The 21,467-nt window shown below is 52.3% G+C and carries 19 protein-coding genes; 2 read left to right on the top strand and 17 right to left on the bottom strand.

Annotation, left to right across the window (positions count from 1 at the left end; translation table 11 throughout):
* The first annotated feature begins 51 nt into the window (after nucleotides 1-51).
* Together BM427_RS14905 and rof are read left to right on the top strand one after the other, a co-directional pair.
* Nucleotides 52-252, top strand: coding sequence for a YaeP family protein (locus tag BM427_RS14905; protein WP_007373244.1), 201 nt, complete (start codon nucleotides 52-54; stop codon nucleotides 250-252).
* Nucleotides 239-499: a Rho-binding antiterminator gene (gene rof, locus BM427_RS14900; protein WP_090122691.1), complete on the top strand. Its 261-nt coding sequence runs from the start codon at nucleotides 239-241 to the stop codon at nucleotides 497-499. Before BM427_RS14905 ends, rof begins: the two co-directional genes overlap by 14 nt.
* A gap of 27 nt (nucleotides 500-526) precedes the next feature.
* On the opposite strand, the gene tilS is transcribed toward rof, so the two are convergent.
* The 17 genes from tilS to frr form a co-directional block, all read right to left on the bottom strand.
* Complete coding sequence (gene tilS / locus BM427_RS14895) at nucleotides 527-1,822, bottom strand: tRNA lysidine(34) synthetase TilS (protein WP_090122783.1); 1,296 nt, start codon at nucleotides 1,820-1,822, stop codon at nucleotides 527-529.
* 63 nt (nucleotides 1,823-1,885) lie between these two features.
* Nucleotides 1,886-2,275 (bottom strand): VOC family protein, encoded by a 390-nt coding sequence (locus tag BM427_RS14890; RefSeq protein WP_090122689.1) that lies wholly within the window; start codon nucleotides 2,273-2,275, stop codon nucleotides 1,886-1,888.
* Between the two features lie 58 nt (nucleotides 2,276-2,333).
* Nucleotides 2,334-4,472, bottom strand: coding sequence for a lysine decarboxylase LdcC (locus BM427_RS14885; protein ID WP_090122687.1), 2,139 nt, complete (start codon nucleotides 4,470-4,472; stop codon nucleotides 2,334-2,336).
* A 100-nt stretch (nucleotides 4,473-4,572) separates the two neighbouring features.
* On the bottom strand, nucleotides 4,573-5,532 hold the full coding sequence (gene accA, locus BM427_RS14880) for an acetyl-CoA carboxylase carboxyl transferase subunit alpha (RefSeq protein WP_090122685.1): 960 nt from the start codon (nucleotides 5,530-5,532) through the stop codon (nucleotides 4,573-4,575).
* Between the two features lie 12 nt (nucleotides 5,533-5,544).
* The gene (gene dnaE / locus BM427_RS14875; RefSeq protein ID WP_090122682.1) at nucleotides 5,545-9,027 is read right to left on the bottom strand and encodes a DNA polymerase III subunit alpha; all 3,483 of its coding nucleotides are present in this window, start codon (nucleotides 9,025-9,027) and stop codon (nucleotides 5,545-5,547) included.
* A gap of 38 nt (nucleotides 9,028-9,065) precedes the next feature.
* Nucleotides 9,066-9,662: a ribonuclease HII gene (rnhB, locus tag BM427_RS14870; protein ID WP_090122680.1), complete on the bottom strand. Its 597-nt coding sequence runs from the start codon at nucleotides 9,660-9,662 to the stop codon at nucleotides 9,066-9,068.
* Nucleotides 9,659-10,807, bottom strand: a complete 1,149-nt coding sequence (lpxB, locus tag BM427_RS14865; protein WP_090122678.1) for a lipid-A-disaccharide synthase — start codon at nucleotides 10,805-10,807, stop codon at nucleotides 9,659-9,661. Before lpxB ends, rnhB begins: the two co-directional genes overlap by 4 nt.
* Complete coding sequence (lpxA, locus tag BM427_RS14860) at nucleotides 10,804-11,595, bottom strand: acyl-ACP--UDP-N-acetylglucosamine O-acyltransferase (RefSeq protein ID WP_090122675.1); 792 nt, start codon at nucleotides 11,593-11,595, stop codon at nucleotides 10,804-10,806. Before lpxA ends, lpxB begins: the two co-directional genes overlap by 4 nt.
* 3 nt (nucleotides 11,596-11,598) lie before the next feature.
* Complete coding sequence (gene fabZ, locus BM427_RS14855; RefSeq protein WP_090122673.1) at nucleotides 11,599-12,054, bottom strand: 3-hydroxyacyl-ACP dehydratase FabZ; 456 nt, start codon at nucleotides 12,052-12,054, stop codon at nucleotides 11,599-11,601.
* A 170-nt stretch (nucleotides 12,055-12,224) separates the two neighbouring features.
* A complete protein-coding gene (gene lpxD, locus BM427_RS14850) occupies nucleotides 12,225-13,253 on the bottom strand; it encodes a UDP-3-O-(3-hydroxymyristoyl)glucosamine N-acyltransferase (protein ID WP_090122671.1) in 1,029 nt (342 codons plus the stop codon).
* Nucleotides 13,254-13,256: 3 nt separating this feature from the next.
* On the bottom strand, nucleotides 13,257-13,751 hold the full coding sequence (gene skp, locus BM427_RS14845; protein ID WP_090122669.1) for a molecular chaperone Skp: 495 nt from the start codon (nucleotides 13,749-13,751) through the stop codon (nucleotides 13,257-13,259).
* 117 nt (nucleotides 13,752-13,868) lie between these two features.
* A complete protein-coding gene (bamA, locus tag BM427_RS14840) occupies nucleotides 13,869-16,283 on the bottom strand; it encodes an outer membrane protein assembly factor BamA (RefSeq protein ID WP_090122667.1) in 2,415 nt (804 codons plus the stop codon).
* A 31-nt stretch (nucleotides 16,284-16,314) separates the two neighbouring features.
* The gene (gene rseP / locus BM427_RS14835; protein WP_090122665.1) at nucleotides 16,315-17,664 is read right to left on the bottom strand and encodes a sigma E protease regulator RseP; all 1,350 of its coding nucleotides are present in this window, start codon (nucleotides 17,662-17,664) and stop codon (nucleotides 16,315-16,317) included.
* 11 nt (nucleotides 17,665-17,675) lie between these two features.
* Nucleotides 17,676-18,533, bottom strand: a complete 858-nt coding sequence (cdsA, locus tag BM427_RS14830) for a phosphatidate cytidylyltransferase (protein WP_090122663.1) — start codon at nucleotides 18,531-18,533, stop codon at nucleotides 17,676-17,678.
* A 12-nt stretch (nucleotides 18,534-18,545) separates the two neighbouring features.
* A complete protein-coding gene (gene ispU, locus BM427_RS14825; RefSeq protein WP_090122660.1) occupies nucleotides 18,546-19,304 on the bottom strand; it encodes a (2E,6E)-farnesyl-diphosphate-specific ditrans,polycis-undecaprenyl-diphosphate synthase in 759 nt (252 codons plus the stop codon).
* A gap of 186 nt (nucleotides 19,305-19,490) precedes the next feature.
* Nucleotides 19,491-20,687: a 1-deoxy-D-xylulose-5-phosphate reductoisomerase gene (gene ispC / locus BM427_RS14820; RefSeq protein ID WP_090122658.1), complete on the bottom strand. Its 1,197-nt coding sequence runs from the start codon at nucleotides 20,685-20,687 to the stop codon at nucleotides 19,491-19,493.
* Between the two features lie 97 nt (nucleotides 20,688-20,784).
* A complete protein-coding gene (frr, locus tag BM427_RS14815; protein WP_090122655.1) occupies nucleotides 20,785-21,342 on the bottom strand; it encodes a ribosome recycling factor in 558 nt (185 codons plus the stop codon).
* Nucleotides 21,343-21,467: the final 125 nt, after the last annotated feature.

Genomic DNA, 21,467 nt, shown 5'->3' with positions numbered 1-21,467 from the left:
GTAGGCTTAGTGTTATCTCACAGTAAAGTCAGGTAGCTGACAGGAGGAGATGTGAACAATTATTGTGAGTTAGTACGCAAACGGTATGCGGAAATCGCCAGCGGAGATTTGGGGTATATCCCGGATGCGCTGGGGTGCGTGTTGAAAGTGCTGAATGAAATGGCGTCGGATGACACCCTTTCAGAGTCGGTCAGGGAAAAGGCGGCATATGCGGCCGCGAACTTACTGGTGAGCGATTATGTCAATGAATGATGCCTATCAACCCATCAACTGTGATGACTATGACAATCTTGAACTCGCCTGCCAGCATCATCTTTTATTGGCGCTGGAATTGAAAGACGGCGAGGTTCTCAGCGCCAAAGCCAACGATTTAGTCTCACGTAAAAACGTGGAGTATCTGGTAGTTGATATCGCAGGCGTCTCACGCGAAGTGCGCCTCGATAAAATTGCCAGCTTCAGCCATCCTGAAATCGGCACCGTCGTGGTGAGCGAGTCCTGATATTCAACGGGCAGCGCAGGCTGCCCTCTACTTTTTCCACACCAACGTCACACCTTCCTGTCCGGCCGTTTTAAGTCCTTGTTGCGTAGCAAAAACGCCCGCCGCTGCGATTAACGTTTCGCCATAAAACAGCAGCGGCGTCGTGTCACGCCGCCAGGGCGCCACGCCGAACTCCTGCCAGATTTTTTTCAGTTTACGTCCACCATGACGACCGGCGATATGTAACAAACCAGACGCCTGGAAACGCACAGAAACCCTCTCTTCCGTAGCTGGCGCCCGTAATTCTCCCCCGGCGATCAGCGACAGTTCCCCCAGCCCGGCCGGTAACAACAGCGGCGCAAAAAGTGTCGGCCAGTTCAGTTGCGTATTACGCTGGCTGAACTGCGTTTTAATCCAGTAGAGATCGCCCTGAAAACGACGTACTTCATACTCGCCCAGCCGCAGACAAGGCTCCGCATCGTCACGCGCCTGTGCCACTTCAAACCACAAGCGGCTAAGCATTGCGCGGGACGGCATCACCGCCCCCTGCTGTGCCAGCCAACGGCGTAGCAGGGCGTTGCGGCGAACATCGCTCAGCGTCTGCAGTGCCGCAATGTTCAGCGCGCCTTCCTGCGTAGTCGCCGCCGCCAGTTCGCCAGCCAGCAGTTCATCCAACAACTGCTCCTGCTCCCCACAAAGCGCAGCGCTACGCGCGACGGCATCGGCGAAATGTGGCCAGCGTGCCGTCAGTAGTGGCAGCACCTGCAAGCGCAAAAAATTGCGGTCAAAACGGACATCCGCGTTACTTTCATCCTCAATCCAGCGCAAATCATGCTGCTGCGCCCATTGATACAGTGTACCGCGCGAAAAGTTGAGCAGCGGACGGATAAGCTGCGTTCCGGCAAAAGGTAAGCTTTGCGGCATTGCGGCAAGCCCGGCCGGCCCACTGCCACGCTTAAGCGCCAGCAGCATAGTTTCGCACTGATCATCCAGATGCTGTGCGGTAAGCAGCACTTCACCGGGCTTTAACGCCTGACGAAATGCCTGATAGCGCGCTTTCCGCGCCTGCGCTTCAATGCCCTCACCATTATCGACCAGGGTCACGTATTGCACCGTTAGCGGAATCTGCCAGAGCTCACAAAGCGACTGGCAATGCTCAACCCACATATTCGCATGCGGACTCAGCCCATGATGGATATGGATTGCCCGTAGCCGGATATCGGGCTGTTGCTCGCGCCAGAGCATCATTTGGTGCAACAGCACGGTCGAATCCAGCCCACCGCTGAAGGCCACCAGAAACTGGCGTGATGCAGTGGATAATGGCGCGAAAAGTGGCGTGGTCATAGTGGTTTTCAAAACAGAATTGATGCCCGGCACGTTACCGGGCATCGCGTTGTGTGGCAAGTATTACTGCTGGTAAAGCTCCAGTGGCAAGCCATCAGGATCGTTAAAGAAGGTGAAACGTTTATCAGTGTAAGGATCGACACGTATCGCTTCACACTTCACGCCGTGCGATTCCAGATGTGCCACCGCCAGGTCGATATCATCAACGGTGAACGCCAGATGGCGCAGGCCGCAAGCTTCCGGGCGGCTGGGACGCGCAGGTGGAAACGGAAAGGAGAACAGCTCAATCACATACTGACCGTTCAGCGCCAGATCGCCTTTCCACGAATCGCGCGCCTCGCGATAAACTTCATTCTGTAGCGTAAAACCAAGGATATCGCAGTAGAACGCTTTGCTTGCAGAATAATCCGTGGCAATGATCGCAATGTGATGTACCTGTTTTAAGCCCAGCATAGTTTCTCCTTTTCTCAATGCCTGAACGTTACCCCCGCTCACAGCAAGCCGCAACAGATTAGCGGGCTTTTAGGACTCGTACCCGATAAGTGCCCTCTTCATCCCGTTTCGCGCCGTGAATATCAGTTTCAAAGCCCGGATAGTGGCGACCAATCGCGCATAGCATCAACAGGAAATCAAGCACCGGGCGGCTGGCGTCAGTAATCATTTCACCGGGCATCACCAACGGTACACCAGGCGGATAGGGCAGGATCATATTGGCCGAGATCCGCCCGATCAGTTTTTCCAGTTCTACCGTTTCCACTTCGCCCTGGATTTGCCGCTGCCATGCCTGATGTGGTGTCAACTTCATATCCGGCAATACATCGAAAGCTTGCAACATCAAACGCGGTAGATCGTGCTGGCGAATAAGCTTATGGATCCCCTGCGCCAGATCCTGAATCCGCATATTGCGATAGAAATCAGGATCTTCAGCATAGAGATCCGGCAACATGTTCTTAACCCGCAGATTAAGATCGTAGGCTCGTTTGAACTCCATCAGTCCACGTAACAACCCCATTGCCCGGGTTTTATCGATGCCGATACTGAACAGGAACAGTAGGTTATACGGCCCGGTTTTTTCCACCACCACACCGCGTTCATCAAGAAACTTCGCCACCAGCGCTGCCGGGATCCCTTCCTCGCTCATATTTCCCTGCTCGTCCATACCTGGCGTCAGGATGGTCACTTTGACCGGGTCGAGGAACATATGGTCGGCATCCGCATCGCGAAAACCATGCCATGTTTCACCCGGTGCGACCTGCCAACAGTCAGCTTCATCAATCTCTTCTGGCTGCCAGATATCAAAGAACCAGCCATCGGCTTCATCCTTAAGCCGTTGTACCTCTTTGCGAAAATGCAGCGCCCGTTCAACCGAGCGGTTAATTAAGCGCTTACCAGGGTTCCCGCGTAACATCGCTGCGGCCGTTTCGATCGATGCCACTAACGGATAGCTCGGCGATGTGGTGGTGTGCATCATAAAAGCTTCGTTAAACGTGTCCTCATCATATTCACCTTTAATATGAATCAACGATGCCTGCGAGAATGCCGCCAACATTTTATGTGTCGATTGTGTTTCAAAGAAGACTTTCCCCGGCACCCGCTCGCCGCTCATACCGCTTTTTCCGGCATAAATAGGGTGAAAATTGGTGTATGGCACCCAGGCGGAATCGAAATGGATCGACGGCACATCCAGCGTCTTTTTAATCCAGTCGGTGTTGTACAGCAGCCCATCATACGTGGAGTTAGTAATCACTGCGTGTACTGGCCAGTGCGCCCCCGCTGTGGCCACAACTTTTTGTTCGATGCTAGCATGGGTAAACTCGCGGCGCGGTATACCACCCAGAATCCCCAGTGCGTTGCGTCCTGGCTTCAGCCACAACGGCGTGACATCGCTCATCATCAACAGATGCGCCAGCGATTTATGACAGTTACGGTCAATCAGCAGGGTACTGCCCGCTGGCGCGGCATACATACCGACAATTTTGTTGGAGGTCGATGTACCGTTAGTCACCATATAGCTCTGCTCGGCCCCAAACGTACGGGCGATATACTCTTCAGCCTCCAGATGTGGGCCGGTATGATCCAGCAGCGATCCCAACTCGGTCACAGAGATCGAAACATCAGCTTTTAGCGTGTTACCACCGAAGAAATCGTAAAACAAGCAGCCTACCGGGCTTTTCTGGTACGCCGTTCCTGCCATATGTCCTGGCGTGCAGAAGGTGTATTTTCCCTCTTTTACGTAGGTGAACAGCGCCCGGGTAAACGGAGGCGTGATGTTTTCCAGATACTCTTTGGTGTACTGGACAATACGCGTGGCAATCTCATCCGCCACGCTAAGGGCGTATTCGAAAAACCACAACGCCATGCGCATATCCTGCGCGCTGACATCCATGGAGGAGTGGGTATTGATAAACGCGTACAGCGGAAGGTATTCATTTAGCTGATTAATATCGCTGCACAGATCGAGTGAGTACTCATCCCAGTCAAAGATCACACCGCAAATACGCGGGTTATGTTCGATAAACTTCAGTAAGTCGGTACTGTTTCGGGGCCAGATAATCTGAAACCCTTGCGCCTGTAGCGCCTGTTCCAGTTCCTTGATCGGCTCATCTTTATAAAAAACGCCATGGGGTCCCATGATGGCAATAATATTCACAGCTACCTCCGTTAAAAACCTAAGCTAAGCATAGTTGAGGTAAACCGCAGATATAAAAAAAGCCGCACAGCGATGCGGCTTTTCATGAATGCAACGAAACTCAGGCGTAGCCGTAGCTCATCAGACGTTGGTAGCGGCGGTTACGCAAATCGTCTTTGCTCAGCACATCCAGATCGGCGAGATCGGCCAGCAGTTGCGCTTTCAGCGAAGCAGCCATCGCTTGCGGATTGCGATGCGCGCCACCCAACGGCTCCGGAACGATCGAGTCGATCAACTTCAGTTCTTTCAGACGCGACGCGATGATGCCCATTGCTTCTGCGGCCAACGGCGCTTTGTCGGCGCTTTTCCACAGAATAGAAGCACAACCTTCCGGCGAGATAACAGAATAGGTGCTGTATTGCAGCATATTCACTTTATCGCCTACGCCAATCGCCAGCGCGCCGCCAGAGCCGCCTTCACCGATCACGGTGCAGATCACCGGTACGCTCAGGCGGGACATTTCACGCAGGTTGCGGGCGATCGCTTCCGACTGACCACGCTCTTCGGCACCCACGCCCGGGTAGGCGCCAGGGGTGTCGATAAAGGTGATAATCGGCATGTTAAAACGTTCTGCCATTTCCATCAGACGCAACGCTTTACGATAACCTTCTGGCGCTGGCATACCAAAATTACGGCGAATTTTCTCTTTGGTTTCGCGGCCTTTCTGGTGGCCGATAATCATTACCGGGCGACCGTCGAGACGCGCGATACCGCCAACAATGGCTTTATCGTCGGCATAAGCACGATCGCCAGCCAGTTCATCGAATTCATCGAACGCAAGGCGGACATAATCCAGGGTGTAAGGACGTAGCGGATGTCGCGCAAGTTGGGCTACCTGCCATGCGCCAAGATCGGCGAAAATTTTGCGCGTCAACTCTACGCTTTTTTCGCGCAGACGATGCACTTCTTCGTCGATATTTATATCCAGTTTTTCATCCTGACGGCCAACAGCAGTCAGGGAATCGATTTTCGCTTCCAGCTCAGCAATCGGCTGTTCGAAATCAAGGAAATTCAGACTCATAGTATTCCTGTATTAGTCAAACTCCAGTTCCACCTGCTCCGAACCGATGAGGCCACGCAGATCGTTGAGTAAACGATCGCTCGGAGAGACGCGCCACGTTGCGCCGAAGCGTAACCGCGCGCGTGCATCCGCCCTCTGATAGTAGAGATGTACTGGAATGGTTCCCGAACGGTGGGGTTCCAGAGACTGACGGAGTCGGTTTAAAAGCTGGTCATCAATTTGCCTGTCTGTCAGCGAGATAGCAAGCCCACGGGCGTATTTTTCCCGGGCTTCGTCAATGTCCATAACTTCACGGGCGGTCATTTTAAGTCCCCCGCTAAAGTCATCAAAGCTGACCTGTCCGCTGACAATAAGTATGCGGTCTTTTTCCAGCAACTGCTGGTATTTATCCAGGGCATCAGTAAATAACATCACTTCGAGACGCCCGGAACGGTCATCTAACGTACAGATGCCAATACGATTGCCGCGCTTGGTGACCATAACCCGCGCGGCAATGACGAGCCCCGCCGCAGTGGTAACTTTCCCACGTTCGGTCGGATGCATGTCTTTCAGCCGGTAGCCTCCGACATAGCGCTCAATTTCTTTCAAATACTGGTTAATCGGGTGACCCGTAAGGTAGAGACCTAACGTTTCACGTTCACCATCCAACACCACCTGCTCCGGCCACGGCTGGCAACTGGCGTAAGACTGCTCTATCTGCTCTGGCTCTTCGGCCAGCACGCCGAACATATCGGCCTGGCCAATCGCCTCTGCTTTCGAATGCTGATCGGCGGCTTTAAGCGCATCGCCCAGCGAGTTCATCAGCGCCGCACGATGCGGCCCAAGGCGGTCAAACGCCCCGGACATAATCAGTTTTTCCAGCACCCTGCGATTAAGCTTTTTAATGTCTGTGCGCGCGCACAGATCAAACAGTTCACGGAAGTAACCGCCGTTATTACGCGCTTCGATGATCGCCTCAATCGGACCTTCACCGACGCCTTTAATCGCCCCGATACCGTAAACAATCTCACCGTCATCGTTGACGTGGAAATGGTACAACCCGGAGTTAATATCTGGCGGCAGGATTTTCAGCCCCATGCGCCAGCACTCATCCACCAGACCGACGACTTTTTCGGTGTTGTCCATATCAGCAGTCATTACCGCCGCCATAAACTCAGCCGGATAGTGCGCTTTCAACCACAGCGTCTGGTATGAAACCAAAGCATAGGCGGCAGAGTGCGATTTATTAAATCCATACCCGGCGAATTTTTCTACCAGGTCAAAGATTTTCATCGCCAGTTCGCCGTCGACGCCATTTTTCTTCGCGCCCTCTTCAAAGGTGCCGCGCTGCTTGGCCATCTCTTCCGGCTTTTTCTTACCCATCGCACGACGCAGCATGTCCGCGCCGCCAAGGGTATAACCCGAAAGCACCTGGGCAATCTGCATCACCTGTTCCTGGTAAAGGATAATGCCGTAGGTCGGCTCCAGTACCGGTTTCAGACTTTCATGCTGCCACTGCACATCGGGATAAGAGATCTCTTCGCGCCCGTGTTTACGGTCGATGAAGTTATCTACCATGCCCGACTGCAACGGCCCCGGACGGAACAGGGCCACCAGCGCGATCATATCTTCGAAGCAGTCGGGTTGCAGGCGCTTAATCAAATCTTTCATGCCGCGAGATTCAAGCTGGAACACCGCAGTGGTCTCCGAGCGTTGCAGCATGTCGAAACTTTTTTTGTCATCCAGCGGAATAGCGGCGATATCCAGCGGCGGCTCGCCGTTCTTCTCGCGCCGGGCATTGATCATCTCCAGCGCCCAGTTAATGATGGTCAGTGTGCGCAAACCAAGGAAGTCAAACTTCACCAGCCCGGCATATTCAACATCGTTTTTATCAAACTGGGTAACCGGGTGCTGACCGGCTTCATCACAGTACAGCGGGGCAAAGTCGGTAATTTTGGTGGGTGCAATTACCACGCCGCCAGCGTGTTTACCCGCGTTTCGCGTCACACCTTCCAGCTTACGCGCCATATCGATCAGCGCTTTCACTTCTTCGTCCGCTTCGTATATTTCCGGCAATTGCGGCTCGGCTTCAAACGCTTTCGCCAGCGTCATACCAGGATCCGGCGGCACCAGTTTAGATATGCGGTCCACAAAACCGTACGGGTGACCCAGTACGCGGCCCACGTCGCGGATAACCGCTTTCGCCGCCATGGTTCCGAAGGTGATGATCTGCGATACCGCATCGCGCCCGTACATGTCTGCTACGTGCTCGATAACCTGGTCGCGCTTCTCCATACAGAAGTCAACATCGAAGTCGGGCATCGATACACGTTCTGGGTTAAGGAAACGTTCGAAGAGCAGGTCAAATTCCAGCGGGTCGAGATCAGTGATTTTCAGTGCATAAGCGACCAACGATCCGGCGCCCGAACCACGCCCCGGCCCTACCGGCACGCCGTTATCTTTTGACCACTGGATAAACTCCATCACGATCAGAAAGTAACCGGGGAACCCCATCTGGTTGATAACTTGCAACTCGATATCAAGACGCTCGTCGTATGGCGGACGTTTCTCTGCACGCACTTGCTCATCAGGGAAGAGAAACGCAAGACGTTCTTCAAGACCCACTTTCGCTTTCTCCACGAGGAAGTCTTCAGTGGTCATATCACCGGTCGGGAACTGCGGCAGGAAGTATTCACCAAGGCGTACGGTTACATTGCAGCGTTTGGCGATTTCGACAGTATTTTCCAGCGCTTCCGGGATATCGGAGAAGAGTTCGCACATCTCCTCTTCACTGCGCATATATTGCTGAGCGGAGTAATTACGCGGACGTTTGGGATCGTCCAGAGTGAAACCGTCATGGATGGCGACACGGATTTCATGCGCATCGAAGTCGCCTGCATCAATAAAGCGTACATCGTTGGTCGCCACGACCGGCAGACCGTGCTCTTCCGCCAGTTTTACCGCTTCATGCAGGTAAGGCTCTTCATCAGCACGACCCGTGCGGATCAACTCAAGGTAGTAGCGATCGGGGAAATGCTCTTTGTAGAAATCAAGACACTGTTCAACCAGCACGCTGTTGCCACGCAACAGGCTTTTACCCACGTCGCCCATGCGCCCGCCGGAGAGCAGGATCAACCCTTCGCTGAACTCCTGTAGCCAGTCGCGATCGATCCACGGTCCCAGCGCGCCATAGCCACGCTGGTAGGCACGCGAAATCAGCAATGTCAGATTCTGGTAACCAATATTGTTGGCCGCAAGGACGGTGAGCTGCGTCAGTTCATCGCCTAACAGATCGCTCTGTACATGCAGATCGGCGCCAACGATCGGTTTCATTCCGGCTCCGTGCGCCGTTCCGTAAAACTTCACCAGACCACAAAGGTTCGTAAAATCGGTGATCGCCAGCGCAGGCATGCCGAGCGCGGCCGCCTTTTTCACCAGCGGCCCGGTTTTCGCCAGCCCGTCAATCATGGAGTAGTCGCTATGCACCCGCAGGTGTACGAAACGTGGTTCAGCCATTTTCAGATCCCAGCCTGGTTATTTCACGTTTACAAGAATCAGGACACAAGGTCCAGTGCGCGTTTAACCGGCGCAAAGCTGCGCCGATGATGCACAGTTGCGCCATGTTCCACCAGCTTCGCCAGATGGAAAGCCGTTGGGTAGCCTTTATGTTGCGCAAAACCATATTGCGGAAAAAGAAGATCAAGCTCAGCCATTTCGGCATCTCGCGTGACTTTTGCGATAATCGATGCCGCACTGATTTCTGCTACCCGGCTATCACCTTTCACTACGGCCAGAGAAGGCATTGGCAATGTCGGGCAACGGTTGCCATCAATCAATACAAATTCCGGGACGATAGAGAGCCCGGCAATTGCACGCTGCATCGCCAGCATAGTGGCATGGAGAATATTCAGTTCATCAATTTCATGTGGTTCGGCGCGCCCCAGACTCCAGCACAACGCTTTCTCTTTGATCTCTTCACTCAGCGCCAGACGGCGTTTTTCAGAGAGTTTTTTCGAATCGTTCAGGCCAATGATTGGACGCTTAGGATCGAGGATCACCGCCGCCGTCACTACCGCGCCCACCAAAGGCCCGCGCCCTACCTCATCCACACCGGCAACCAAATGCGCGTGTGGATAAATAAACTCCATCATTGTGCTAACTCCAGTACTGCGTCAGCCGCCTGCTCATCGGCATTACAGCGAATCTGCTGGTGCAGTTCGCGGAAAGTGTCATGCATTTCGTGGCTGGTTTTACCGTTAGCCAATAGCGGTGCTAGTGCATCGGCCAGCGCACGCGGCTGGCACTCATCCTGCAACAATTCTTTCACCAGTTCACGTCCGGCCAGCAGATTTGGCAGCGAAACATAAGGCGTTTTCACCAGCCTTTTGGCCAGCCAGAACGTAAATGGCTTCATGCGATACCCTACGACCATCGGGCATTTCGCCAGCATGCACTCCAGTGCAGCAGTGCCGGAAGCCAGCAAGGCCGCATCGGCGGCGATCATTGCCTCACGCGCCATACCATCCAGCATATGCACTGGCAGATCGGGAGCAACTTCCGCCTTAATCCGCTCAAACTGTTCGCGCCGTTTGGCGTTGACCAGCGGTACCACCACTTTAAGATCGGAGTAGCGTTCACGCAGCAACTGCGCGGTACGCAGGAAATCAGCGCTAAGCATTTCCACCTCAGCGCCACGACTACCCGGCAGTAATGCCAGACAGTGAACATCATGGGCAATTCCCAGATGATCGCGCGCTGCACTTTTATCCGGATCCAGCGGCATCGCATCCGCCATGGTATGGCCGATAAAACGGCACGGCACGCTAAATTTGTCGTAAAACGCTTTTTCGAAAGGCAGAAATGCGAGCACCAGATCGGTGGCTCTGCCAATTTTGAAAACGCGTTTTTGCCGCCACGCCCAGACGGATGGACTGACATAATGGATGGTTTTGATACCCTGCTTTTTCAGATTGCCTTCGAGGGTAATGTTGAAATCCGGCGCATCGATACCGACAAAGACATCTGGTCGCAGCTCACTAAAGCGACGTGTTAAATCAGCACGGATATGCAACAGACGGCCCAGACGGCCAAGCACCTCAACGATACCCATCACCGCAAGCTCTTCCATCTCATACCAGGCTTCACACCCTTCAGCCTGCATACGCGGCCCCGCAACGCCGACAAAACGGGCATTGGGGACACGCGCTCTCAGTGCGCGGATAAGACCGGCACCAAGAATATCGCCGGAGGTTTCTCCGGCGACGAGGGCTATCGTAAGAGGACGATTGTCGATCATGGACGAATCAGGCCGCGCGTTGAGCGTTCGAAGAATTGCATAAACGCATCAACTTCCGGATACTTCGCAGCAAGCTCGGCAATCTCTGGTTTCGCCTCTTCCAGCGTTTTACCGCTGCGGTACAACAGTTTGTACGCATTACGGATAGCCACTAACGCTTCTTTGCTGAAACCGCGACGTTTCAGGCCTTCAATGTTCACACCAAAAGGTGTCGCATGGTTGCCCTGAGCAATCACATAAGGCGGTACATCCTGCGCCACACCGGAGCAGCCGCCAACCATCACGTGCGCGCCGATAATGCAGAACTGATGCACTGCGGTCATGCCACCAATGATAGCAAAGTCGTCGACGGAGACATGCCCCGCCAGCGTTGCGTTATTTGCAAGAATGCAGCGATCGCCAACGGTACAGTCATGCGCAATATGCGCATTGATCATCAGCAGGTTATCACTGCCCACCTTCGTCAACCCTCCGCCCTGTACTGTGCCACGGTGGATGGTGACGCTTTCGCGGATGCGGTTGCGATCGCCAATTTCCACATGAGTTGGCTCGCCAGCATATTTCAGATCCTGGTTTACCTCGCCGATGGATGCGAACTGATAGATCTCATTGTCGCGGCCAATCGTCGTATGGCCATTCACCACGACGTGAGATTTCAGAACCGTACCCTCACCAATTTCAACGTGAGGGCCAACAATACAAAACGGGCCAATATGAGCGTTGGCACCAATAACGGCACCGTCTTCAACAATAGCAGTTGGATGAATAAAGGCGGTTTTATCAATCACGTATCAGGCCTCCCGGCTACGTGCACACATCATAGTAGCTTCACAAACAACATTACCGTCTACCAGCGCGACACCTTTAAAGCGGGTCAGGCCGCGACGGGTTTTCTCGAAAGTGACTTCCATGATCATCTGATCGCCTGGCACAACGGGACGCTTAAAGCGCGCTTCGTCGATACCGGCGAAGTAGTACAGCTCACCCGGTTCCAGTTTACCAACGCTTTTAAACGCCAGAATACCGGTAGCTTGTGCCATTGCTTCCAGAATCAGCACGCCCGGGAAAATCGGTTTGCCAGGAAAATGCCCCTGGAAAAACGGCTCGTTTACCGAAACATTTTTTACTGCGCGCAGAAAATGACCTTCTTCAAAATCCAGCACACGGTCTACCAGTAAGAACGGATAACGGTGCGGCAGAAGTTCCAGAATCTCTTCAATGTGCAGAGTATGAGTGTCAGTAGTCAAAATACTCTTCCTGTCTAAATATACTAAAAGGCAATAATAATACGGCCCGCGGCAATCATCAGAAAGCCAACAGGCCGGGAAGTATACACACTTTAGGCTTCTCGTCGCAGAGGCGTTTTGCCGCTTCGCTGACGCCGGGAGGCTTTGTGTACAAGCGTTATGCTGGTGAATTATTCGTCTTGTTGATTAATCTTGCGCTCGACAGCTTTCAGGCGCTTGCTCATATCATCAATATTCATCACCAGGGCTGCGGTTTTTCGCCACACTTTATTTGGCTGAAGCGGGATACCTGAGGAGTAGACTCCTGGCTCAGTGATAGGACGCATGACCATCCCCATCCCCGTTACGGTAACCTTGTCGCAAATTTCCATATGCCCATTGATTACGCTGGCGCCGCCGATCATACAATAGCGGCCAATTTTCAGACTGCCCGCCATGATTACGCCACCGGCAACCGCCGTATTGTCGCCAATCACAACGTTATGTGCAATCTGACACTGGTTATCAATGATCACGCCATTGCCGATGCGGGTATCGTCAAGCGCGCCGCGATCAATTGTAGTACAGGCACCAATCTCAACGTTGTTACCAATGATAACGCGGCCAAGCTGCGGGATTTTAACCCAATTCCCGCGATCGTTGGCGTAACCAAAACCATCAGCGCCGATCACCGAACCCGATTGCACCAGGCAATTTTCACCGATCTCAATCTCGTGGTAAACGGTCACATTTGCCCACAAACGCGAACCTGTACCAATTTTTGTTTTTTTCCCAACAAAGCAACCCGCGCCGATAATAACGTTATCGCCCAGGATAACGCCGGATTCGATCACCGCGTTCGCGCCGATTGCTACATTGCTACCCAGAGTGGCCGTTGCGTCAATCACCGCGCCAGGCGCGATGCTGCTCGCCGGCTGCGGCGTGGTATCAAGAATTTGGGCCATACGCGCATAGGTCAGGTACGGATTTTTTACGACCAGCGCTGCGCTTTTGGCAAAAGGAAGATCGTCTTGCGTCATGACGACAGCAGACGCCTGACATTCGGTCAGGTGTTCACGGTACTTAGGGTTGACCATGAAAGTGATTTGACCTGCTTCGGCAGATTGCATGGACGCAACGCCGGTGATGACGATATCGCCATCACCGTGTAATTCTGCATCCAACTGCTGAGCTAAATCAGCCAGTCGAATTGAAGGCATTACTTATTTAACCTGTTTCAGTACATCAGCAGTGATGTCTTTTACATCGTTACTGTTGTAAATAACGGCGTTGGAAGGAATAACCAGATCAACACCCTGATCGGCAGCGACTTTTTTCACTGCAGTCTGAATGCGAGTCACCAGCTTGCCACGTTCTTCGTTAGAACGACGAGCCTGATCCTGCTCGAAAGCCTGTGCTTTTTGGGCAAATTCCTGACGACCTGTCGCGATGTCTTTTTCCAGTTTGCTGCGATCGCTAGCCTTCATGGTAGAGCCATCACGTTGCAGACGCTGGGCCTTGGCTTGCAGATCGGATTCCATACCCTGCAGTTCGCTCGCGCGACCGCCGAATTCGTTTTTCATCGTCTGAGAAACACCGGAACTTTGCGCAACCTGTTGCAACAGGCTACCCATATCAACAATCGCAATCTTGTCAGCGGCTTGCGCTGACGCTGCCATTGCTAAACCGAAACCTGCAGCTAATAACAACTTTTTCACAATTAACTCCTTACCATCCCGTTTGTACCCGGAGGTACAGCTCTTTGCGTGGCCGGGCTTTCGGTTGAAAGCCACAGCCATCACTACACTGCGAATGCATTCCGTTGCCGTGCGGAATTACCAGGTTTTACCAATGTTAAACTGGAACTGTTCCGCTTTGTCTCCATCGTACTTTTTAAACGGCTGGGCGTAGGAGAATACCAACGGCCCCAATGGGGACATCCATTGTAATGCGATACCAGCAGACATGCGGATATTAGCCGGATCACTATAATCCGGAATACCCAACGCTTTCATTTCTGCTGTATTTTGCCAATTTGTATCCCATACGCTACCGGCATCCCAGAAGAATGAGGTACGTACAGAGTTAGCATATTTGTCGCTGATGAACGGCGTCGGCGTGATGAACTCAACGCTGGCAACGCCCATAGCATTACCACCTACGGCATCGCTGGACTTACAGTATGCCAAGGCCGTTGTATTACAGTTACTCAACCCACTGCCGCCGTAATAAACAGCTTTCGGACCGATATTGTTGGACTGGAAGCCACGAACAGTGCTGGAACCACCGGCGTAGAAGTTCTCATAGAATGGCATCTCTTTGCCACCTAAACCGTCACCATAGCCCCAACGAGTACGACCCAGAATCACCCATTTGTGATCGTCGTCAATCGGGAAGTAGGAGGCGGTATCTACCGTCACTTTGTAGAACTCGTTATCGGAGCCAGGAACCGTAACTTTACCGTTCAGGTTGACGCGAGAGCCCTTCGTAGGGAAGTAGCCACGGTCGAGGTTGTTATACGTCCAACCATAGTTGAAGGTGAAATCGTCCGCCGAGTAACCGTTGTTATCACTCGTGGTGCTGGCGTTCTGACCTACAGAATCCAGATAACGCCACATTGCCACCTGAGGTTCCATTTTCGACAGGCTGTTATGGACATACCCTAAGCCCGCACGCAAGGTGTTGTACTCGTTGATCGGGAACCCAAGGGTACCATCCAGACCGTAGCTCTTGTTGGTATAAGAAGAAAGGTCTGCATTGTCAGCTTTAAAGTCGTTATAGAAGATACGACCGCCGAGGCTAACGCCGTCAACGGTGAAGTACGGGTTAGTAACGGAGAATTCAGAGTAAGTCTGGTAGTCGTTTTTAGTCCCGCTGATACCCACAGAGTAACCGGTGCCTAACCAGTTATCCTGCTGTACGCCAACCTGGAAGCTGACACCGCTCTCAGTACCATAGCCAACACCGAAGTTGAAGCTACCGGTATTACGCTCTTTCACCTTATAGACGACATCAACTTGATCCGGGCTACCCGGAACACGCTGCGTTTCGGTATCCACCGTCTCAAAATAGCCCAGACGGTTCAGACGCTCTTTACCCTGATCGACCAGATCGCTACCCAACCACGCCCCTTCCATCTGACGCATTTCTCGACGCAGAACGGAATCTTTTGAGGTGTCATTACCTTCAAAGCGTATCTTGCGAACATAAAAACGGTTGCCAGCATCCACATTGATATGCAGCTTAACCGTTTTGTCCGTATCGTTGATTTCAGGTTGAGACTGTACGCGCGGATAAGCGTAACCATAGCGACCGAGAAGCTTTTTAATATCATCTTCCATTTTGGTTACTTTGGTGCCGTTATACAGCTCGCCCGGCTCGATCTTGGTCAGACTTTCAATTTCTGCGGAGTGACCCGCCAGGTTACCGCTTACCTGTACGCCAGAGAGCTTGTACTGCTCGCCCTCGGTCACGTTGATGGTAATGTAGATACCTTTTTTATCCGGCGTCAGGCTAACCTGAGTCGAATCAATGTTAAAACGTGCATAACCGCGATCCAGATAGTAGCTGCGTAAGCTTTCCAGGTCGCCAGCCAGTTTTTGTTTCTGGTATTTGCGATCACCAATCACATTCCACCATGGCACTTCATCACGCAGCTGGAAGCTGGAGATGAGCTGTTCGGTAGTAAAAGCGTGATTACCTACGATATTGATCTGTTGGATTTGCGCGGAAACGCCTTCCTGGAATACCAGTTTCAGGTCAACACGGTTTCGCGGCAATGGGGTAACAACAGCTTTAACGCTGGCGCTGTATTTACCCACACTGTAGTAGAAATCTTCCAGTCCCTTTTCGATATCAGACAGAGTGGTGCGGTCCAGTGATTCACCTACACGCACGCCAGAAGCTTCAAGGTTCTGTTTCAGCATGTCATCTTTCACCGACTTGTTGCCGGAGAAAGTAATGCTGGCGATTGTTGGACGTTCTTTCACCTGGACAAGCAGGGTATCACCATCACGCAGGACGCGAACATCCTCGAAGTTGCCGGTGGCAAACAACGCGCGAATGGTGTTACTGATATCTTCATCATTCACCGTATCGCCAGGACGAACTGGCATACTGAGGAGGGCCGCACCAACGGCGACACGCTGCAGGCCTTCGAAATGAATGTCCTTCACTACGAACCCTTCAGCACCGTATACGGTGGCGCTGCTAAACAGCAGCGACGCTATGAGCAACTTTTTCATCGCCATCGTTATTATGCGTTCTTCCTAACAAACTCTCTTACAACCGAGAGAAATCATTGAAAAGTGCAAGCCCCATTAACAGCACCAGCAAAATAGAGCCAATGCGATAACTAAAGTCTTGAACTCGCTCGGATACCGGTCCGCCCTTCAGCTTCTCAATCGCCAAAAACAGCAGATGCCCACCATCAAGAACGGGTAATGGGAACAGGTTAATAATGCCTAAGTTCACGCTTATCAATGCGAGGAACATCAGGTAGTAAATCAACCCGAACTCCGCTGACATCCCAGCCCCCTGGGCAATTGAGATTGGCCCACTGAGGTTGTTCAGTTTTACATCACCGGTGATCAATTTCCCCAACATACTGACCGTCAGCTTCATCAATTGCCACGTTTTATCCGTGGCTTCAACGATAGCGCTAAATGGCCCGTACTGGCGTACTGTCTTATATTCATCTGGCAGTGGAATAACTTTAGGCACAACGCCCGCGAAACCCTCTGCTTTGCTACCGGGTTTTGTATCCGGTATCAGTGTTAAAGACAAGGGAGACCCCTGTCTTTCTACTTCCAACGCTAACGGCGTTCCCGGATTATCACGCACCAGAGTAACGAACGTCATCCACTGAGTTAACTGCTGACCATCGACTTTAACGATCCTGTCGCCAGCTTGCAAACCTGCTTTACTGGCCGCTGATCCCACCTGCACCTCCGCGAGGACAGGCTCAAGCTGCGCAGCGCGGGGTTGAATACCCAGCGCGGCTACCGGATCGTCTTTATCAGGTTGAAAAGCCCAGTGACGTAAATCCACGACCTTTTCCTGACGATTGTTACTGCCGAAAGGCGCTACGCTGACGGTCATCTGGCTATCGCCGATTTTTGACACCAACTGTAAGCGCACAGCATCCCAATCAGGCGTTTCGATGCCATCAATCGATTTAAGTTCCATCCCGGGCGCAATTTGCGCATTTGCGGCAATGGAATGGGGTGTTATTTCACCAACAACCGGGCGAACACCGGGAACGCCGATGATGAATACCAACCAGTAGGCGAAGATGGCAAAGATAAAGTTAGCGATTGGACCTGCGGCAATAACAGCGGCGCGCTGACCAACTGTTTTATTGTTGAAGGCGTAGTGGCGCATTTCCGGAGCAACAGGCTCAACGCGCTCATCAAGCATTTTGACGTAACCGCCCAGGGGAATAAGGGCAAGCACAAATTCGGTACCGTGTTTGTCTGTACGACGACAGAGCGCTTTGCCAAAGCCGATAGAAAAACGCTCTACCCGTACGCCACAGCGACGAGCAACCCAGAAATGGCCAAATTCATGCACGGTGATCAACACACCCAGCGCAACTATGAACGCCGCCAGATTCCAGAGAATGCTCAGCATAAAACCTTCCGTCAAATCGTCCTGAAAACCAGCAATAACAGACAGGCAAATACGGGTACTGCCGCTGTCAGACTGTCAATGCGATCCAGTATACCGCCATGACCGGGAATAAGATGACCACTATCTTTAATACCGGCTTCACGCTTGAACATACTTTCGGTTAAATCACCCAGTACGGAGGCCAATGCAGCTACTACAGAGCAAATCAGCAGAGTAGATGGTGCTATCTCAAGATTCGCCCAGGCACCGTAACCCCAGGAGATTACCCCGGCGGTCAGCAAACCGCCGAGAAAACCTTGCCAGGTTTTTCCCGGAGAGACTTTTGGCGCCAGTTTATGCTTGCCGAATAATTTACCAAACATATACGCGCCGGAATCAGCTCCCCAGACGAGGATCATGACATACAGCAACCACAGCGCGCCATCATAGTGGTTATCGTTATAGTGCCAGGCACGCAGCGCCAACATGCCCCAAAAGAAAGGCACAATCGTTAATATACCAAACACAAGACGCAAAACTCTGGAGTTGCGCCACAACACAGCAGATGCCGGGTAGCTCAGTACCAACAACAGAGCAACCACCCACCAGGCCAGCGAGGCCCAAAGCGAGAACTCCACCAGTGGTTGATGAATATTATTATGATATTGCGGCAACAACAGCAACATGAGCGCTAACATCAGCCCGCATAATACCGCCAGCCAAACCCGCTGAGAACGGTACGAAAAACCGCTCAGTTGCCCCCACTCCCACGCAGCAAGCATACAAACAGCGAGCGTAACGATAGCAAACCCCACCAGCGGCAACCAAAAAAGAGCTGCGATAACTATGGGAATTAATACAAAAGCAGAAATCAGGCGATACTTCAGCAAAAGCTACCCCCATCAGGCGTTTTCGCCACCAGGCTCGGTGCCGCCGAAACGACGCTCTCGATTGGCAAAGGCATGCAGCGCACCTTCAAAGTCTTGTTCATCAAAATCGGGCCAAAGAACATCAGTAAAGTAAAGTTCGGCATAGGCAATCTGCCAAAGTAAAAAGTTACTTATGCGATGTTCTCCACCAGTCCTAATCACTAAATCAACGGGAGCCAGCTCATGCATGCAGATTTGCTTATTAAGCGTTTCTTCATCAATTTGATCCGGGCGTAACAGCCCTTCCTGCACTTGCACGGCTAATTGCCGGACTCCCTGGACAATATCCCAGCGACCACCATAGTTCGCTGCGATATTCAGCGTCAGCCCGGTATTCTGGGCAGTCAACGCTTCTGCTTTGCGGATACGCTCCTGCAAACGCATATTAAAACGGCTGGTATCACCAATGATGCGCAAACGCACATTGTGGCGGTGCAGGCTTTTTACTTCACTATCCAACGCCCACACAAACAACTCCATCAGCGCGCTCACCTCCTGCGCCGGGCGATTCCAGTTTTCACTACTAAAAGCATAAAGCGTCAGTGCATCGATACCATTGTTGGCGGCAAATGAGACAGCACGGCGAACAGACTTTGCTCCAGCTCTGTGACCAAAGGCACGGAGCTTCCCCTGTCTTTTTGCCCAGCGACCATTGCCATCCATAATTATCGCAACATGGCGGCAGCCATGTGTTGGCAAATTTTCGCTTATCGGTTGGTTAGCTGACAACATAACGCGTTTTAGTCCCTGAAAAGGATTTAGCGGTACTCAGGAATACAAAGCCCTTACGCAAAAAAAGCCGCGCAAACCACGGCTTACTCAATCCGCCATATCATAAACTGGCAATTTTGTGGCGCAGACTATATCACCGAAGCCCAACGCTAACAAATAGCACCGTTACTCGTGACTGCAATATCACTAGCTTGAGAGACGCATCACTTGTTTTTGCGCTACCTCACGAGCTTGCGCATCCACAGCAAGTACATCATCAATACTCTGCGGCTCTCGCAAATCCATCTTCTCCAGCACAGACAGATTAAGGGCAGCGATATCGGTGAAGCGGATGGCAGATGCCAGGAATGCCGATACAGTGACCTCGTTTGCTGCGTTCAGCGCCGTTGTCGCTGCCTGCCCTTTATCGGAGGCATCAATAGCCAGTTTCAGACAAGGATAGCGATCGAAATCAGGCTCTGAGAAACTTAATGAACTCAGTTTGCAAAAATCGAGGGCATTTACGCCAGACGACACACGCTCAGGCCACGCCATTGTATACGCAATAGGGGTACGCATATCCGGCTCACCCAACTGCGCCAAAACACTGCCATCCTGATAGCGAACCATGGAGTGGATCACTGATTGCGGGTGAATCAGCACTTCCATCTGGCGGGCGGCGGCATTGAACAACCAGCGTGCTTCAATGTATTCCAGACCTTTATTCATCATAGTGGCGGAATCAACGGAGATTTTACGTCCCATTGACCAGTTCGGGTGACGACATGCCTGATCAGGCGTCATTGCTGCCAAATCAGACAGCGGCGTCTCCCGGAACGGACCACCAGACCCGGTAAGCAGAATAGACGAAACCCCATTCAGCTTAAGATCAGCGTACCCCAGGTTCTGCTGAATTGTTTCCGGTAAACTCTGAAAAATAGCGTTATGCTCACTATCAACTGGCAAAAGCCGCGCGCCGCTCTCTTTAACCGCCTCCATAAACAGACGCCCGCAGGTAACCAGCGCCTCTTTATTGGCCAGTAAAACGGTTTTACCGGCGCGAATGGCGGCCAGTGTAGGCACCAGTCCTGCTGCACCTACAATCGCTGCCATCACCTGATCGACACCATTTAGCGCGGCCATTTCGCAGGCTGCTTGTTGGCCACTGAGCAATTCAGTACGGCAACCATGCTCGCGAAGTGCCAGTTTCACTTGCTGTGCGCTATATGCGTCGTCCATTACGGCGAAACGAGGAGAGAATTCAAGACACTGCTCAATCATACGGGCAACGTTCTTACCCGCGACAAGCGCAGTAACGGAAAAGCGGTCAGGGTTATGGCGGACTACATCAAGTGTGCTGCAACCAATAGACCCCGTTGAGCCCAGAAGGGTTAAATGCTTCATTAAACGCTCACAATGTTGCGAGGATAAAAAGCAAAACGCCGCCAGCAAAGCCACCTAATTGGCTCTCTGTACGGCGTTTTAGTCGGTTTTTTTCGAATCAGAACTGCATCAGTTCTGCTTCTTTGTCCGCCAGCGCCGCTTCCACTTTTTTGATCGCAGCGTCGGTAAGCTTCTGCACGTCATCCTGTGAACGACGGTCGTCATCTTCACTGATTTCTTTATCTTTCAGCAGCGCTTTCACTTTATCGTTCGCGTCACGACGGACGTTACGTACAGCAACACGCGCCTGCTCAGCTTCACCGCGTACGACTTTAATCAGATCTTTACGACGTTCTTCTGTCAGCGCAGGTAGAGGAACGCGGATATCGCTACCTGCGGAGCTTGGATTCAGGCCCAGGTCAGAAGTCAGAATCGCTTTCTCAACAGCCGGGCTCATCGAACGATCAAACACGTTGATTTTCAGAGTACGGGAGTCTTCCACCGTCACGCTGGCCAACTGACGCAGCGGAGTCGGCGTACCGTAATATTCCACAACAATGCCATCCAACAGGCTCGGAGAAGCACGGCCAGTGCGCACTTTGCTGATTTGGGTTTTGAATGCTTCAACGCATTTTTCCATGCGTACTTCAGCATCTTTTCTGATATCACTAATCACGTTACGGATCCTTGAAATCTTGTCGCAGACAGGCCATACGGCGGGTGTGCTAAGTATAGTCTGTTCAATTAATGGCACCGCAAAGATGCCAGAAAGGACTGCTTAATAAATTAAAGCGGAATCTT

This window comes from Kosakonia arachidis (assembly GCF_900116535.1).
Classification (GTDB): Bacteria; Pseudomonadota; Gammaproteobacteria; order Enterobacterales; family Enterobacteriaceae; genus Kosakonia; species Kosakonia arachidis.
The sequence above is the reverse complement of the archived record's forward strand: the minus strand, read 5'-3'. Positions and strand labels throughout refer to the sequence as shown.

Coding starts and splice junctions, on each gene's coding strand:
- lpxB (WP_090122678.1), bottom strand. CDS start 10,807: ATGATCGACAATCGTCCTCTTACGATAGCCCTCGTCGCCGGAGAAACC.
- tilS (WP_090122783.1), bottom strand. CDS start 1,822: ATGACCACGCCACTTTTCGCGCCATTATCCACTGCATCACGCCAGTTT.
- rof (WP_090122691.1), top strand. CDS start 239: ATGTCAATGAATGATGCCTATCAACCCATCAACTGTGATGACTATGAC.
- bamA (WP_090122667.1), bottom strand. CDS start 16,283: ATGGCGATGAAAAAGTTGCTCATAGCGTCGCTGCTGTTTAGCAGCGCC.
- ispU (WP_090122660.1), bottom strand. CDS start 19,304: ATGTTGTCAGCTAACCAACCGATAAGCGAAAATTTGCCAACACATGGC.
- rseP (WP_090122665.1), bottom strand. CDS start 17,664: ATGCTGAGCATTCTCTGGAATCTGGCGGCGTTCATAGTTGCGCTGGGT.
- dnaE (WP_090122682.1), bottom strand. CDS start 9,027: ATGGCTGAACCACGTTTCGTACACCTGCGGGTGCATAGCGACTACTCC.
- accA (WP_090122685.1), bottom strand. CDS start 5,532: ATGAGTCTGAATTTCCTTGATTTCGAACAGCCGATTGCTGAGCTGGAA.
- BM427_RS14890 (WP_090122689.1), bottom strand. CDS start 2,275: ATGCTGGGCTTAAAACAGGTACATCACATTGCGATCATTGCCACGGAT.
- ispC (WP_090122658.1), bottom strand. CDS start 20,687: ATGAAGCATTTAACCCTTCTGGGCTCAACGGGGTCTATTGGTTGCAGC.
- rnhB (WP_090122680.1), bottom strand. CDS start 9,662: ATGATGGAGTTTATTTATCCACACGCGCATTTGGTTGCCGGTGTGGAT.
- lpxD (WP_090122671.1), bottom strand. CDS start 13,253: ATGCCTTCAATTCGACTGGCTGATTTAGCTCAGCAGTTGGATGCAGAA.